Below are 14,947 nucleotides of genomic sequence, written 5' to 3' on the forward strand. Positions count from 1 at the left end.
GCGACATTTTCGTGACGGAAGCGACCTTTGGCCTGCCGGTGTTTCGCCATCCCGATACGGGCGGGGAAATGGACCGGCTGCTCGGCGCGCTGCACGCCAATCCGGATCGCTGCGTACTGGTGGGCGCTTATGCTTTGGGCAAGGCGCAGCGGGTCATCGCCGAACTGCGCGCGCGCGGCCATCACGATCCCATCTATATCCACGGCGCGCTGGAACGGATGTGCGCGTTGTATGAGGATTTCGGTGTCCCGCTGGGCGACCTGCGTCCCGCCACCGGCATCCCGGCAAAGGATATGCGCGGGCATGTGGTCCTGTCCCCGCCCTCCGCCCTCAACGATCGGTGGAGCCGCCGCCTGCCCGATCCGATCACCGCGATGGCATCGGGCTGGATGCGGGTGCGGCAACGCGCGCGGCAGAAGAATGTCGAACTGCCCATCATCATGTCCGACCATGCCGACTGGGACGAGCTGACCGACACCATCCGGGAAGTCGCGCCGTCGGAAACATGGATCACCCATGGGCGGGAGGAAGCGCTGCTCCACTGGTGCATGACCCATCAGATGCGCGCCCGTGCTCTGGCGCTGGTCGGCCGCGAAGATGAGGATGAAGGGTGATGGACAGAGCCGCAACCTCCGTTCGTTTCGAGCGCAGTCGAAAAACGCCGAAGCCACCCTGTCTGCTTCTCGACTTCGCTCGAAGCGAACGGCGTTAAGTCATGCGCGCCTTTTCCCAGCTGCTCGACAGCCTCGTCTACACCCGCTCCCGCAATGGCAAGCTGGGCCTGATCGCCGCCTATATGCGCGATGCGCCCGATCCGGACCGGGGCTGGGCGCTGGCCGCGCTTACCGGCAATCTGGACATCAAGGCGGTGAAGGCATCCACCATCGGCGATATGATCCGCGCCCGCACCGATCCCGTCCTGTTCGACATGAGCCGGGATTATGTCGGCGATCTGGCTGAAACCGTCGCTCTCCTCTGGCCAAAGCGTGAAGACCAGCCCGCCGAACTGGATGACGGATCGCTCAGCCTGTCCGCCGTCATCGATCGCCTGCACAATGTCAGCCGCGCCGCCGCGCCCGATGCGCTGGCGCAGATGATGGATCATCTCGATTCCTCCGGCCGCTTTGCATTGCTGAAACTGGCGACGGGAGGCCTGCGCGTCGGCATTTCCGCCCGCCTTGCCAAGACCGGCTTTGCCCAGGCCTTCGACCTCGACGTGGATGATGTCGAACAGGTCTGGCACGCCCTTTCCCCACCCTACGCCGCGCTGTTCGACTGGGCGGAGGGGCGCAGCGGGCGCCCCGATCCCGAAGGTACACCCTATTTCCGCCCCTTCATGCTGGCCCACCCGCTGGAGGCCGACAGCGTAGACCTTGCCGACTATGCCGCCGAATGGAAATGGGACGGCATCCGTATCCAGATCGTCGGCACCGGGACCGAAACCCGCCTCTACAGCCGCGCAGGCGACGATATTTCAGGCAGCTTCCCCGAAATTGCGGAGGCGTTCACCGGCCATGCCGTGCTTGACGGCGAACTGCTGGTCCGCGGCGATATACAGGGGGGAGAGGCAGCCAGCTTCAATGCCCTGCAACAAAGGCTGGGGCGAAAGGCTGTGACGGCGAAGATGATGGGAGACTATCCCGCTTTCGTCCGCATCTACGACCTGCTGATCAAGGGCGACGAAGATCTGCGCGCCCTGCCATGGACGGATCGCCGCGCGCGCCTCGAAGCCTATATGCCGCAGCTATCGCCAGACCGCTTCGACATCTCGGCGATTATCGACGCGCCCGATTTCGAAGCTCTGGCCGACATCCGCGCCGGCGCCCGCGACGCCGCGATCGAAGGGGTCATGCTCAAACGCCGCAACAGCCCCTATGTCGCCGGGCGAAAGGCCGCGCTCTGGTATAAATGGAAACGCGATCCGCTGACCGCCGACTGCGTGATGATGTATGCGCAGCGCGGCCATGGCAAAAGATCGTCCTTCTATTCCGACTATACATTCGGCTGCTGGACCCCGGATGGCGAACTGCTCCCTGTGGGCAAGGCCTATAGCGGCTTTACCGACGAGGAACTGAAATGGCTCGACCGCTTCGTGCGCCAGAATACGGTCAACCGCTTCGGCCCGGTCCGCGAAGTGGAAAAGACGCTGGTGCTGGAGGTCGCGTTCGATAGCATCCATGACAGCAAGCGCCACAAATCCGGCCTCGCCATGCGCTTCCCCCGCATCGCCCGCATCCGCAAGGACAAACCCGCGCAAGAGGCGGACACGGTGGAAGGCTTGAAGAAGCTGGTGAGTTAGAGCAGGCTTGAACAAAGGGAGGACATGCCATGCCTTATTCCGGAAGCTGCCATTGCGGCGCAGTCACCTTCACCGTCGCGGCAGACGCCCCGGCGGAGGGCATGAGCTGCAACTGTTCCCATTGCAGCCGAAAGGGCTTCGTGCTGACCTTCGTCCCCGTGGATCAGTTCACGCTGGACAGCGGCGCGGATCATCTGACCGACTATCTCTTCTACAAACACAACATCACCCATCAATTTTGCGACACCTGCGGCGCGCAGCCCTTCGCGCTGGGCAAATCGCCTCAGGGCGACATGCGCGCCATCAACCTGCGCTGCGTGCCGTCGATCGACATAGACGCGCTCTCCCTCCAGAAGGTGGACGGCGCCAGCTTCTGAATATCTGGCCGCCGCGCGACGCCACATTCGACACTCTGACTTTGCTCTGTCACGCGACGTCCCTATATGGGCGCTTTCGCGCATCTGGCGCGACACGGATATGGAGAAGCAATTGAGCAAGGTTCTGGTCATCGGCGCAGGCGGCGTCGGGTCTGTCGCGGTCCACAAGATGGCGATGAACAGCGACATTTTCAGCCATATCACGCTGGCCAGCCGCCGCATCATCAGTTGTGAAAAGGTCGCCGAATCGGTGAAGGCACGCACCGGCGTGACCATCGACGTGGCGCAGGTCGACGCCGACAATGTCGCGGAAACCATCGCGCTCATCGAAAAGGTGCAGCCCAAGCTGGTCGTGAACCTCGCCCTTCCCTATCAGGATCTGGCGATCATGGACGCCTGCCTCGCGACGAAGACCGACTATCTCGACACCGCCAATTACGAACCGCGCGACACCGCAAAGTTCGAATATAGCTGGCAGTGGGCCTATCAGGACCGCTTCAAGGAAGCGGGCATCATGGCGCTGCTGGGTTCGGGTTTCGACCCCGGCGTCACCAGCGTCTTCGCCAGCTACATCAAGAAGCATCTGCTCGACCGGATCGACACCCTCGACATTCTGGACTGCAATGGCGGCGACCATGGCCAGCATTTCGCCACCAACTTCAACCCGGAAATCAACATTCGCGAAGTGACCGCCCCGTCGCGTCACTGGGCGAACGGCGAATGGGTCGAAGGCCCGGCCCTTAGCCACAAACAGGTGTTCGATTTCGATCAGGTCGGGCCGAAGAACATGTACCTCATGTATCATGAGGAACTGGAAAGCCTCGCCACCCACTATCCCGAAATCCAGCGCATCCGTTTCTGGATGACCTTCGGCGACGCATACCTCAAGCATCTGGAAGTCCTCCAGAATGTGGGCATGACCCGCATCGATCCGGTCATCTACAATGGTCAGGAGATCATCCCGCTTCAGTTCCTGAAGGCCGTTTTGCCCGAACCGTCGAGCCTGGGTTCGACCACCAAAGGCAAGACCAATATCGGCGACATCGCAACCGGTCAGAAGGATGGTCAGGAAAAGACCGTCTACATATATCAGGTCTGCGATCACGAGGAGGCCTATGCCGAAACCGGCAATCAGGCGGTCAGCTACACCACCGGCGTCCCCGCGATGATCGGCGCGGCCATGATGCTGACCGGCGCGTGGAAGGGTGAAGGCGTGTTCAACATCGAACAGTTCGATCCCGATCCCTTCATGGACATGCTGAACAAGCACGGCCTGCCCTGGCAGGCGAAGGAACTGGACGCGCCGCTCGACTTTTGACCCTTTTAGTCGTCACCCCGGCGAAAGCTGGGGTCTCGTGCGGCTGGGTCGTACCCTATCGCCTGAGACCTCAGCCTGAGCTGGGGTGACGGGAGATATTGCCCATGGAAACCCGCGCCGGCGATCCTGCCGCTTTCGCCCATTTCGACCTGTACCGCGTCCCTTCCCCTGCCTTCGTGGTGGATGAGGCCACGGTGCGCCGCAACCTTGCGGTCCTGCGCGACATCGGCGACCGCGCGGGCATCAAGGTGCTGGGCGCGCTCAAGGCCTTTTCCATGTGGTCGCTTGGCTCCGTGCTGGGCGAATATCTCGACGGCGTCTGCGCATCGGGCATCTATGAAGCCCGCCTCGGCCGCGAGGAGTATAAGGGCGAAGTCGCGACCTACTGCGCGGCCTACAAACCCGAAGACCTCGTCGAAATCCTCAAGATTTCGGACCATGTGATCTTCAACAGTCCCGGCCAGATCGCCCGGATGAAGCCGCAGATCGACGCCGCCCGTGCGAATGGTCGTGTCTTCGACATCGGCCTGCGTCTCAACCCCCTTAATCCGGAGGGGGAAGTGCCCAAATATGACCCGTCGCAACCGCATAGCCGCCTCGGCTTCCCCATCGACCAGCTGCGCGCAGAGCATCTGGCGGGCGTCGACGGCCTCCATGTCCATAACCTCTGCGAACAGGATTTCCTGCCGCTCGAACGCACATGGGCGGCGATCGAACCCTATGTGATGCCCCATGTCGGCACCCTCAAATGGCTGAACTTCGGGGGCGGCCACCATGTTACCCGCGCCGATTACCAGATCGACGACCTCATCGCCTTCCTGCAACGGATTAAAGCGCAGACCGGCCTTGAACTTTATATCGAACCGGGCGAGGCGATGGCGCTCGACGCTGGCATCCTGATCGGCGAAATCCTCGACGTCATCGACAACGGCATGCCCGTCGCCATCACCGACATCAGCGCCACATGCCACATGCCCGACGTGATAGAGGCGCCCTATCGCCCCGCCATGCTGCATGAACCGGACGAAGGCGCGGTTACGCGCCTCGGCGGCCCATCCTGCCTCGCGGGCGACATCATCGGCGATTATCGCATCCCCGGCGGCGCGGAACCGGGCGCGCGCATCGCCTTCCTCGATCAGGCCCATTATTCGATGGTGAAGACGAACACCTTCAACGGCGTACCCCTGCCGTCCATCTGGCTATGGGATTCGCGGACCGACGATCTGCGCGAAATCCGGTCCTTCTCCTATCAGGATTTCAAGGCCCGCCTGTCCTGATTCCGGGGCGCCGGGCGTGATATTGAAAGCGTTATTCCAACATTTGCCAATGTCCGCCCGACGATAAAATCAAACTATTTCAACGCCTCATCTACATAGGCACACGCTTCACAGCCTCCCGCGCAACAAAATTTTCACACGCGCTTTACAGGGGGGACCCCTACGCATATATCGGCCGCTCGCTGCCCCATGGGACTTCCACCGCAAGGCAGCTTTTTCGCCCTGAACTACACTGGAGGTCCCTTGAATTGCACAAGCATCCTAGCGCGCTGGGGGTAGCGACCGCCCTCAAACCGGCAGCACCGGTAACGCTGATTCGCCCCGAAGCTGCTGCTCGGGCTGCCCGCTTCTTTACGGAGAAGTTTCCGGGTCGCTCGCTCTATGCGGTAAAGGCCAATCCGTCTCCTGATCTGATCCGCACGCTGTTCGCATCGGGGATCACGCATTTCGACGTGGCCTCGATCGCAGAAGTGCGTCTGGTCGTGGATGCGCTGGCTGGACAGGAAGGCTTCAAGCTCTGCTTCATGCACCCGGTCAAGTCCGAGGAAGCGATTGCCGAAGCCTATACCGTTCATGGCGTGCGCACCTTCTCGCTCGACACCATCGACGAGCTGGAAAAGATCATGCGCGCCACCGGCGATGCGACCGATCTGGAACTGTGCGTTCGCCTGCGCGTCTCGTCCGAACATTCGGAACTGTCCCTCGCGTCGAAATTCGGCGCAGAACTGGGCGAAACCCGCGAATTGCTGATGGCCACCCGTCAGGCCGCCGATGCGCTGGGCATCTGCTTCCACGTCGGCAGCCAGGCGATGTCGCCCCAAGCCTATAGCGATGCGATCGAACGCGTGCGCGCCGCCATCGTTGACGCGGCCGTCACGGTCGACATCATTGATGTCGGCGGCGGTTTCCCGTCCATCTATCCGGGCATGGAGCCGGTCGCGCTCGAAAATTATTTCGAAGCGATCCATCGCGGCTTCGAAAGCCTGCCGGTCAGCTATTCGTCGGAACTGTGGTGCGAACCCGGCCGCGCGCTTTCGGCGGAATATAGCTCGATCGTGGTGCGCGTCGAACGCCGCCGTGGCGATGAACTCTACATCACCGACGGCGCCTATGGCGCGCTGTTCGATGCGGCGCATATTGGCTGGCGCTTCCCCGTCGCCCTGCTGCGGGAAGAAGAAAGCGAAGCGGACCTTGTCGGCTTCTCCTTCTATGGCCCGACCTGCGACGACATGGATCATATGGTCGGTCCCTTCATGCTCCCTGCGGATGTGAAGGTTGGCGACTATATCGAAATCGGCATGCTCGGCGCTTATGGCGCGGCGATGCGCACCGGTTTCAACGGCTTCACGTCGGAAGCGACGATTGAGGTGGAGGATGAGCCTATGGCCAGCCTCTACACCGAAGTGCAGCCCGCGCGTCGTCGCGCAAACGTCATCAAACTCGGCTAATCATCCTACCGCTTTCCCTGTAGGAGAGGATTGCAGTCCCCCGCCGCCTTCCCCCCTGGCGGCGGGGGATTTTTATTACGGCCCCTGGCCCGTTCGCTTCGAGCAAAGCCTGTCCTGAGCCTGTCGAAGGGGCGAGAAGCGGCTGGCACCACGTGGCGCCCGTCTTATCTCCTGAATATGCCCACCAGTTCGACATGGGTCGTCCATCGGAACTGGCCCACCGGCTTCACGCTGTCGATGCGATAGCCCGCCGCGGTCAGATGCACGGCATCGCGCGCGAAACTGGCCGGATTGCAGGACACATAGGCAATCACCGGCACGTTCGACGCCGCCAGTTGCAGCACCTGTTCCTTCGCGCCCGCGCGTGGCGGGTCCAGCACGACGGCGGCAAACCGGTTCAGCTCTTCGGGCGTCAGCGGACGGCGGAACAGGTCGCGATGGTCCGCCACCATGCGCCTTTGCGCCCGCGCACCCGCCAGCTTCAGCGCCATGATCGCGTCGCGCGCGCCTTCCCCGGCATAGACCGGTCGCCCCTCGCCCAGCGCCAGGGCAAAAGTGCCGAGCCCGGCAAACAGATCGGCGATCGCGCCCTTTTCGGGTAGGGCATCGCGCACGGCGCCGACCAGCGCCGCCTCGCCATCGGGGGTTGCCTGTAAAAAGGCGAAGGGCGGAAATCCCACCGGCACGCCGCCAAAGCTGACCGTCACCGCTTCCGGCTCCCACCGCGTCTGCGGCCCGTCGCCTTCATCGATGGTTAGCCGGGCCAGCCCATGCCCTCGCGCAAAATCACCCAGCGCCTCGTCGGCGGCCAGCCCCTCGACATTCACGCCCTCCAGCAACAGATCGACGCCCTGATCGGTCATCGACATGCGGACATGCGCCGCCCGCTTGTCCGGCAGGATCGTGCCCAGCAGCCCGCGCAACGGCGCGATCAGGCCGAACAGGCGCGGGTCCAGCACAAAACACATGTCGAGGTCAATCAGCTTGTGGCTGCCTTCCTCCGCGAAACCGATGGTCACGCGATGGCCCGCCCGCGCCGCCCGCAACGAAGCCCGCCGCCGCGTCATGGGGGGTGAGATATGGGGCGGCAGCACGGCGTCCGCGCTCAGCCCCTGTCCAGTCAGCGCCCCGACCACCCGGCCGGTCACGAAATCGGCATAGCTGTCATCGTCCAGCTGCTGAATCTGGCACCCGCCGCAGGATGGGAAATGGCGACAGGGCGGCTCCACCACATGATGCACGCCAAAAACGATGCTGCCATCGGGCGCGACGCGGTCGCCCGGCGCGGTCAGGGGGAAATGGCGGCCGTCCGCCGTCACGCCATCGCCCTTTGCGGCGATGCGGATGATGATGTCTGTATCGGTATCTGTCACAATCGCGCGGCGATAGCCGCTGGCAGCGCGGCAGGCAAATCATCCGCGACAAAAGCTGCCCCCGCCCGACGCGCCGCATCGGCATGCAGCCACAGCGCGTCACACGCCGCCCGGAACGGATCGCCCGTCACGGCCAGCCGCGCCGCCGCCAGCCCCGCCAGAACATCGCCGGTCCCCGCCGTGGACAGCCAGTGCGACGCCCCGCTCGCCACGGCCACCCGGCCGTCGGGCGTCGCAACCACGCTATCGGCGCCCTTATAAATCACGATCGCGCCACACAGGCGCGCGGCGGCCAGCGTCCGGTCGATCTTGCTGCCCGGCAGGTCGCCGAACAGTCGCACAAACTCGCCCTCATGCGGCGTCAATATCGCGCCCGGCGGAATGGCCGACACCCTATCCCCCGCCAGCAGGGTCAGCGCGTCGGCATCCAGCACCATGGGGTGCCCCGTCCCCGAAGCGCTGGTCAGCCGCGCCCGCGCCGCGTCATCGCGCCCCAGCCCCGGCCCGATCAGCAACGCCCCGATCCGACCGTCGTTCAGCGCATCCTCGCCATGGGGCTGGCGCACGATGGCGTGGGCCAGCTTCCCCGGCGCATCGTCGCTCACCAATCGCACCATGCCCGCCCCGCCATGGGCCGCAGCCTGCGCCGCCAGCATCGCCGCCCCCGGCATCGCCCCGCTGATAATCGTCACCAGCCCGCGCGTATATTTATGCGCATCCGCCCCCGGCGCGCTCAGTCGGGGCGCGGCGATGCGATGCATGGCACCGGGCAACGCAATGCCCAGATCGACCCGCGCCAGCCGCCCCATATGTCCCGCCGCCGGATAGAGCAGATGCGCTGGCTTATACGCGCCCAGCGCGATGCAGGTGCCATAATGCGGCATCGGCGACAGCATCCGCCCGTCATCCGCATCGATCCCACTCGGCAGATCGATGGCATGGGTGATCGTCGCGGCATCGGCCAGTGCGCACAGCCGCGCGGCGACCGCCTGACCCAGCCCCCGCGTCTGCCCCGTGCCGAACAGTGCATCCACCATCTGGCTGGCCGGTGGCGCGGTCATCATATCCTCGACCGGGCCACCCCATGCCGCCCGCGCGCGTTGCGCCGAAGCCGTGCGACTATCCCCCAGCGCCGCAACGCGCACCACTACGCCTCGCTCCCGCAACAGCCGTGCGATCACATAGCCATCGCCGCCATTATTCCCCGGCCCGCATAATATCAGCGCATCGCGCCTGTGCCCCGCGCGCCAGATGATGTCCGCGGCCAGCGCACCGGCCCGCTCCATCAATGCATAGGGATCGACGCCCGCGTCGAAGGCCGCCTGTTCCGCCGCGCGCATCTGCGCCGCGGTCAGGATTGGCCCGCCGGTCACCGCGCGACCGCGTCAATCTGTGCTGGCAGGCGATAGCGGTCGTCGCCGGTGACGATTTCGATCCGCCTGTCGTCCAATATCGTCAGTCTGGCCGCCTCCGCTCCATCGGCGGCCTCCAGCCCGCGTCCGTCGTCCAGCATGCGGAACCGGCGAAAACCTCCGTCGGGATGGCGCAGCGTCAACAGCTTGCCCGCGCGCTCGACCGAACAGGTCCGCGCCCATTCCCGCGATCCTGCCAGCGCGCAATCCGCCATGCCATCATCGACCGGCGCTCCATTCGCCGCCACAGCCTTACCATCCTGCCGCTTTGCCGAAGGCGCCTGCTCGCCACAGCCCGCCAGCATGGCCAGCACCCCTATCCCTGCTGCCACACGCATCATGCCAATCTGCTCCTGCATTCCAGCGCAACCGGTCCCAATATCGATGCGAAGCGCGCCTGCCCGGCCGCATCACCGACCAGATCCTGCCGCATCTCCACGCCCAGATAGGGGATACCGTTCGCTTCGGCATGGCGGTTCATCGTCGCGTTCAGCAATGTGCCCGCATAGGGCAGCTGGTCGCCGACTTTCAGCCCCGCCGCCTCCAGCATGGGAATGGCGATGCGCGCGGCGCGATCGTCCCGGTTGTACAGCACGCCGATGTCCCATGGCCGCTGCTGGTCCGGATCGCTCGCCAGCTTTGGCGTAAAACTGTGCACCGACAGGATGAAGGGTGACGTCATGCCGTCAAGCAACTGCGACAGCCTGTGATGATAGGGATGGTGAAACCGCGCCATCCGATCGGTCAGGTCGGCGGTGCGGTTGCCGGGGATGGGATGGCCGTCGCTCATCACCGGCAACAGCCCCGGCGCATCCTCTTCGCGGTTGAGGTCGATCACCAGCCGCGACACGCCGCCCAATATGGCCGTGCAGCCCAGCTGCGCCGCCAATGCCCGGCTGACATCCGCCACGCCGATGTCCACCGCAATATGTTCGTTCAGCAACGCCGGATCGATCATCAGGTCGATGTCCGCCGGGACATGCGCCGACGCGTGATCCGCAACGATCAGCAGGTTCAGGTCGCCGCCGTCAATCTGGTGATAGGCTTCGTTCATGCGCTTCTGATCCGTGTTTCCATGATCCACCAGTCGGGGCGTTCCGTCGCAAGCGCGCGCGCCGCCGCGCCCAGCATCGCCGGATCGTCGAACAGCGCAAAGCAGGTCGCGCCCGATCCCGACATGCGGACTATCGACGCGCCGGGCTGTTCCCGCAACATCGACAGGACATCGCCAATGACCGGCGCCGCTGCCAGAGCCGCCGGTTGCAGGTCGTTGCGCCCTTCATCGCGCAGGGCGGCGATGCTCCCGGCATTCAGCGGCCCGCGATCCACCCGGTCCCATCCGGCGAATATCCGCGCGGTCGAAACCGCGACGCCCGGATTGACCAGCAGTATCGGCATGCCTTCCAGCCCTTCCACCGCATGGCGCGCCAGCGTCTCGCCCCGGCCCGCCACCATCTGCGTCACGCTGGCGATACAGGCGGGCACGTCGGACCCGATGTCGAGCGCCAGAGCCGCCAGTTCTTCCGGCGCGATCCGCACATCCCACAGCCGCACCAGCAGCCGCAGCGTCGCGGCGGCATCCGCCGATCCGCCACCGATCCCCGACGCCACCGGCAGGCATTTGGTCAGGCGGATCGCCGCGCCACGCTGTTCCCCGATCCAGCCCTGCAACCGCCGGGCCGCCCGCATCACCAGATTGTCGGCGCCCGCGTCCAGTCCCGCCGCGAACGGCCCGTCGATGGTCAGGTCGATGGCGCCATCGTCGGTGGCGACGCCCTGAACCCCGTCACCATGCTCGGCAAAAACGAACAGACTTTCCAGCGCATGATACCCATCGTCCCGCCGCGCGCGCACATGCAGGGCGACGTTGATCTTGGCATAGCCTGTCTCTGCTGCCGTGTCCGTCGCTGGTTCCGGGGCTGTTTCCATTTGGGCAATCATCGGGATGGCGGCATCCGTCACCGCGTCATGGGGCGGCATATTCAGGCTTCATTCCTTCCTTGCGCTTGGCTTCCAGACGCGCGGCGACATCGCCTTCGGCATAGACCGACGCGGCGGCCCAGGCATAGCGCGCCTCATATCGGCGGCCCGCCATCCACAAGGCATCGCCCAGATGTTCGTTGATCGTGCTGTCCGCCGGGGCGGCGGCGGCCGCGCGCTCCAGCACGGGCACGGCTTCGCCGACGTTGCCGGTCACGAACTGCGCCCAGCCCAGCGAATCCGTGATCGATGCGTCCTGCGGTTTCAGCGCGCTCGCCTTCTTCAACAATGCCAGCGCCGCGTCTACATTCTGCCGCCGCTCGATCTGCGCATAGCCAAGATAATTGAGGATCATCGGCTCGTTGGGCGCCATCTTCGCCGCGCGCTCCAATACCGTGCGCGCTTCGTCCCATCTTTTCCCCTGCTCCAGCGCGCTGCCTTCGAACAGCAGCAGCGTCCATGGCATCTGGTCGGGGGCATAGCTGGCCTGCGCCGTGCGGAACGCAGCCGCCGCGCCGTCAAATTCGCGCTTTTGCGCCAGCAGGCGGCCCAGCCGAACATGTCGCTCCGGCTCCGCATCTGGCACCGCGACCTGCGCCTGCGCCAGGGTCAGCGCCGTGTCCAGTTCCCCCGATGCCGCCAACGCGTCGATCATCTCCGCCTGCGCGATCGGCCCGAACCAGCCGTTCAGCGGAACCTTCGCCGCTTCCGCCGCGCCACCGGCCGGCAATCCCTGCCCGGTCAACAGGCGCGCCGCGACGATATGCACTTCCCCGCTATCGGGATCGGCAAAACTCGCCATGCGCGACAATCGCAGGCCCAGCGTCGCCGCCCCGGAATCCGACGATATATCGATGGCCAGCCGCGACAATAATCGTGCAAAGCCCTGCGCCGGGGTCATCGGCGCGACGATGGCCTTGGGCAATTTGCCCTTCTCTATATCGGCCCGCGCCCGCGCGAAACTCGCATTGCCCATGGGCAGCAGCGTCAGCGCCTCTGCCTTCGCGCCCTGCTTCGCCAGCGGCCCGGCAAATGCCAGCCGCAACGCGGCTCCATCGCCGCTGCGGATCGCCAGTGCCCGCCGCATCGCGGGCATCGCCGTCGTCAGATCGCGCTGCGCCAGCGCCTGAAAGGCGATATGTTCGTCGACATAACGCTGGCCCAGCGCCGCGAACCGATCTTTCGCGTCGATCACCGGCGGCGTATATTGCCCTTCGCCGATCGCGATCCAGCTGCGCAGGATAGGCGCCAGAAAGGCGAAGTTCAGTTCCTCCGCCATCCGGTCTGTCAATGTCCGCGCACCGGTCCAATCCTTCGCGCTCAGCGCCTCGCCGATCAGCAGCAGCGTGCCGTCGCGCGGCAACATGCCCGCCGCGTCCAGCAGCATCGCCGATTGCCGCGCCAGCACGCGGTCCCCGCTTTCCAGCGCCTGGACATAGGATCGCCGCGCGATTTCCAGCCGGGCCGGATCACGCCGCAACGCCTCGCGATAATTGGCCACCGCCATGGTCAGCGCCCCATCGCCATCCGCCAGCCGCGCCCGCGCATAGGCATGCAGCGCGCCGTCGGGTTGTACCGATGCCATCGCACCCACGGGAACGGCCGCAAGCGTCGTCAGCATGGCGGACAGGGTCAGGCGCTTACATATTGGGATAATTCGGCCCTCCACCACCTTCGGGGACGACCCAGTTGATATTCTGAGTCGGGTCTTTGATGTCGCACGTCTTGCAATGGACGCAATTCTGCGCGTTGATCTGAAATTTGGGAAGCCCCTCATCCTGACCGACCACTTCATAGACGCCTGCGGGACAATAACGCTGCGCCGGTTCGTCATAAAGGGGCAGATTATAGCTGATCGGGATCGACGGATCTTTCAGCTGCAGGTGGACCGGCTGGTCTTCCTCATGATTGGTGTTCGACAGGAACACCGACGACAGCCGGTCGAAACTGATCACCCCGTCGGGCTTGGGATAATCGATCTTCGCGCAGGCTTCCTTGGGCCAGATCTTCTCATTGTCAGGCTTGTGCTTCATCGTGAAGGGCAGGCCGATCTTCAGCGTGCGCATCCACATGTCGATGCCCGCCAGCAACGTGCCGATCGTGCCGCCGAACTTGCTCAACAAAGGCTCGGCATTTTTCACCAGCTGCAATTCGCTCGCGATCCAGCTCGACCGCAGCGTCGTTTCATAGCTGTCCAGCGTGTCGCCCGCGCGGTCCGCCTGCACCGCCGCGAAAGCCGCTTCGGCCGCCAGCATGCCCGACTTCATCGCCGTATGCGTGCCCTTGATGCGCGGCACGTTCACGAAGCCCGCCGAACATCCGATCAGAGCGCCGCCGGGGAAGGCCAGCGTCGGGACGGACTGCCATCCCCCCTCGTTGATCGCCCGCGCGCCATAGGATACGCGGCGACCGCCCTCCAGAAACTTGCGGATCTCCGGATGCTGTTTCCAGCGCTGGAACTCTTCGAACGGGAAGAGGTGCGGGTTGCGGTAACCCAGCCCCACCACAAATCCCAAAGCCACCTGCCCATTGGCCTGATGGTAAAGGAAACCACCGCCATAAGCGTCGGTTAGCGGCCATCCCTGCGAATGGATGACAAGTCCGGGCTGATGCTTTGCGGGGTCGATGTCCCACAATTCCTTCATGCCCAGACCATAGACCTGCGGCTCGCTGTCCGCGTCCAGCGCGAACTGGCGCTTCAATATCTTGGTCAGGTGGCCGCGTGCGCCTTCGGCAAAGAAGGTATATTTGGCGTGCAGCTCAAGGCCGGGCTGATAATCGCCCTTATGCTCGCCGTCGCGGGCGATGCCCATGTCGCCGGTGGCCACGCCCTTCACGCTGCCATCTTCATGATAGAGGATTTCCGCCGCCGCAAATCCGGGGAAGATTTCCACGCCCAGCGCTTCGGCCTGCTCCGCCAGCCAACGGCAGAGGTTCCCCAGCGACCCGGTATAGGTGCCCTTATTGTGCATCCATCCCGGCGTCATGATGTGCGGCATGGCGATCTTGCCGGTTTTCGTCAGGAACCAGTGCTGGTTGTCGGTCACCGGGATTTCGGCCAGCGAACAGCCCATGTCGCGCCAGTCCGGCAGCAGTTCGTCCAGCGCCCTGGGATCGATCACCGCGCCCGACAGGATATGGGCGCCGATTTCCGACCCCTTTTCCAGCACGCATACCGCCAGTTCGGTCCCCGCATCATTGGCCAGCTGCTTCAGCCGGATCGCCGCCGACAGGCCAGCCGGGCCGCCGCCGACGATCACGATGTCATAGGGCATCGAATCCCGTTCGCTCATTCATCCCTCCATGTGCGCGACTGGCGGACTGCACTCCGTTCATCCAATCGCCGCATAACTCCAACCGTTTACCAGCCAAAGCGATGAAGCACCTTGACCCGATCGTCAACCTCTGGCCCTACACTGTCCACGATGCGGGGTTTATTGCAGAATGATGCGGCGGCTGCCGA

12 protein-coding genes and 1 pseudogene are annotated in these 14,947 nt (G+C 64.4%); 6 read left to right on the forward strand and 7 right to left on the reverse strand.

The window, feature by feature from the left end; all coding sequences use genetic code 11:
* From ACOJSJ_RS15725 to ACOJSJ_RS15750, 6 genes and pseudogenes are all read left to right on the forward strand, one after another.
* A pseudogene (locus ACOJSJ_RS15725) lies at positions 1-614 on the forward strand (DNA ligase-associated DEXH box helicase); the annotation flags it as partial.
* A gap of 101 nt (positions 615-715) precedes the next feature.
* The gene (locus tag ACOJSJ_RS15730) at positions 716-2,299 is read left to right on the forward strand and encodes a cisplatin damage response ATP-dependent DNA ligase (protein WP_420145913.1); all 1,584 of its coding nucleotides are present in this window, start codon (positions 716-718) and stop codon (positions 2,297-2,299) included.
* Positions 2,300-2,328: 29 nt separating this feature from the next.
* Positions 2,329-2,676, forward strand: coding sequence for a GFA family protein (locus ACOJSJ_RS15735; protein WP_420145914.1), 348 nt, complete (start codon positions 2,329-2,331; stop codon positions 2,674-2,676).
* A gap of 112 nt (positions 2,677-2,788) precedes the next feature.
* Complete coding sequence (locus ACOJSJ_RS15740) at positions 2,789-3,994, forward strand: saccharopine dehydrogenase family protein (protein WP_420145915.1); 1,206 nt, start codon at positions 2,789-2,791, stop codon at positions 3,992-3,994.
* Between the two features lie 104 nt (positions 3,995-4,098).
* Positions 4,099-5,271, forward strand: coding sequence for a carboxynorspermidine decarboxylase (locus ACOJSJ_RS15745; protein WP_420145916.1), 1,173 nt, complete (start codon positions 4,099-4,101; stop codon positions 5,269-5,271).
* Positions 5,272-5,519: 248 nt separating this feature from the next.
* Positions 5,520-6,719 (forward strand): type III PLP-dependent enzyme, encoded by a 1,200-nt coding sequence (locus ACOJSJ_RS15750; RefSeq protein WP_420145917.1) that lies wholly within the window; start codon positions 5,520-5,522, stop codon positions 6,717-6,719.
* 164 nt (positions 6,720-6,883) lie between these two features.
* Here the strand turns inward: ACOJSJ_RS15750 and ACOJSJ_RS15755 are convergent, their stop codons facing one another.
* The 7 genes from ACOJSJ_RS15755 to ACOJSJ_RS15785 are packed head-to-tail and all read right to left on the reverse strand — an operon-like array spanning position 6,884 to position 14,777.
* Positions 6,884-8,092, reverse strand: coding sequence for a class I SAM-dependent RNA methyltransferase (locus ACOJSJ_RS15755; protein WP_420145918.1), 1,209 nt, complete (start codon positions 8,090-8,092; stop codon positions 6,884-6,886).
* The gene (locus ACOJSJ_RS15760) at positions 8,089-9,465 is read right to left on the reverse strand and encodes an NAD(P)H-hydrate dehydratase (RefSeq protein WP_420145919.1); all 1,377 of its coding nucleotides are present in this window, start codon (positions 9,463-9,465) and stop codon (positions 8,089-8,091) included. The genes ACOJSJ_RS15755 and ACOJSJ_RS15760 overlap by 4 nt, the downstream gene beginning before the upstream one ends.
* On the reverse strand, positions 9,462-9,845 hold the full coding sequence (locus ACOJSJ_RS15765; RefSeq protein WP_420145920.1) for a hypothetical protein: 384 nt from the start codon (positions 9,843-9,845) through the stop codon (positions 9,462-9,464). Before ACOJSJ_RS15765 ends, ACOJSJ_RS15760 begins: the two co-directional genes overlap by 4 nt.
* The gene (locus ACOJSJ_RS15770; RefSeq protein WP_420145921.1) at positions 9,842-10,558 is read right to left on the reverse strand and encodes an N-formylglutamate amidohydrolase; all 717 of its coding nucleotides are present in this window, start codon (positions 10,556-10,558) and stop codon (positions 9,842-9,844) included. The genes ACOJSJ_RS15765 and ACOJSJ_RS15770 overlap by 4 nt, the downstream gene beginning before the upstream one ends.
* On the reverse strand, positions 10,555-11,433 hold the full coding sequence (locus ACOJSJ_RS15775) for a 4-(cytidine 5'-diphospho)-2-C-methyl-D-erythritol kinase (protein WP_420145950.1): 879 nt from the start codon (positions 11,431-11,433) through the stop codon (positions 10,555-10,557). The genes ACOJSJ_RS15770 and ACOJSJ_RS15775 overlap by 4 nt, the downstream gene beginning before the upstream one ends.
* A gap of 37 nt (positions 11,434-11,470) precedes the next feature.
* The gene (locus tag ACOJSJ_RS15780; RefSeq protein ID WP_420145922.1) at positions 11,471-13,105 is read right to left on the reverse strand and encodes a tetratricopeptide repeat protein; all 1,635 of its coding nucleotides are present in this window, start codon (positions 13,103-13,105) and stop codon (positions 11,471-11,473) included.
* Between the two features lie 19 nt (positions 13,106-13,124).
* Positions 13,125-14,777 carry a 4Fe-4S dicluster domain-containing protein gene (locus ACOJSJ_RS15785; RefSeq protein ID WP_420145923.1) on the reverse strand — a complete coding sequence of 551 codons (1,653 nt, stop codon included), beginning with the start codon at positions 14,775-14,777 and terminating at the stop codon, positions 13,125-13,127.
* Positions 14,778-14,947: the final 170 nt, after the last annotated feature.

It is taken from the genome of Sphingobium sp. (assembly GCF_048594625.1).
In the GTDB taxonomy this organism is placed as follows: Bacteria; Pseudomonadota; Alphaproteobacteria; order Sphingomonadales; family Sphingomonadaceae; genus Sphingobium.

Coding starts and splice junctions, on each gene's coding strand:
- ACOJSJ_RS15730 (WP_420145913.1), top strand. CDS start 716: ATGCGCGCCTTTTCCCAGCTGCTCGACAGCCTCGTCTACACCCGCTCC.
- ACOJSJ_RS15735 (WP_420145914.1), top strand. CDS start 2,329: ATGCCTTATTCCGGAAGCTGCCATTGCGGCGCAGTCACCTTCACCGTC.
- ACOJSJ_RS15745 (WP_420145916.1), top strand. CDS start 4,099: ATGGAAACCCGCGCCGGCGATCCTGCCGCTTTCGCCCATTTCGACCTG.
- ACOJSJ_RS15765 (WP_420145920.1), bottom strand. CDS start 9,845: ATGATGCGTGTGGCAGCAGGGATAGGGGTGCTGGCCATGCTGGCGGGC.
- ACOJSJ_RS15770 (WP_420145921.1), bottom strand. CDS start 10,558: ATGAACGAAGCCTATCACCAGATTGACGGCGGCGACCTGAACCTGCTG.
- ACOJSJ_RS15775 (WP_420145950.1), bottom strand. CDS start 11,433: ATGGAAACAGCCCCGGAACCAGCGACGGACACGGCAGCAGAGACAGGC.
- ACOJSJ_RS15780 (WP_420145922.1), bottom strand. CDS start 13,105: ATGCTGACGACGCTTGCGGCCGTTCCCGTGGGTGCGATGGCATCGGTA.
- ACOJSJ_RS15785 (WP_420145923.1), bottom strand. CDS start 14,777: ATGAGCGAACGGGATTCGATGCCCTATGACATCGTGATCGTCGGCGGC.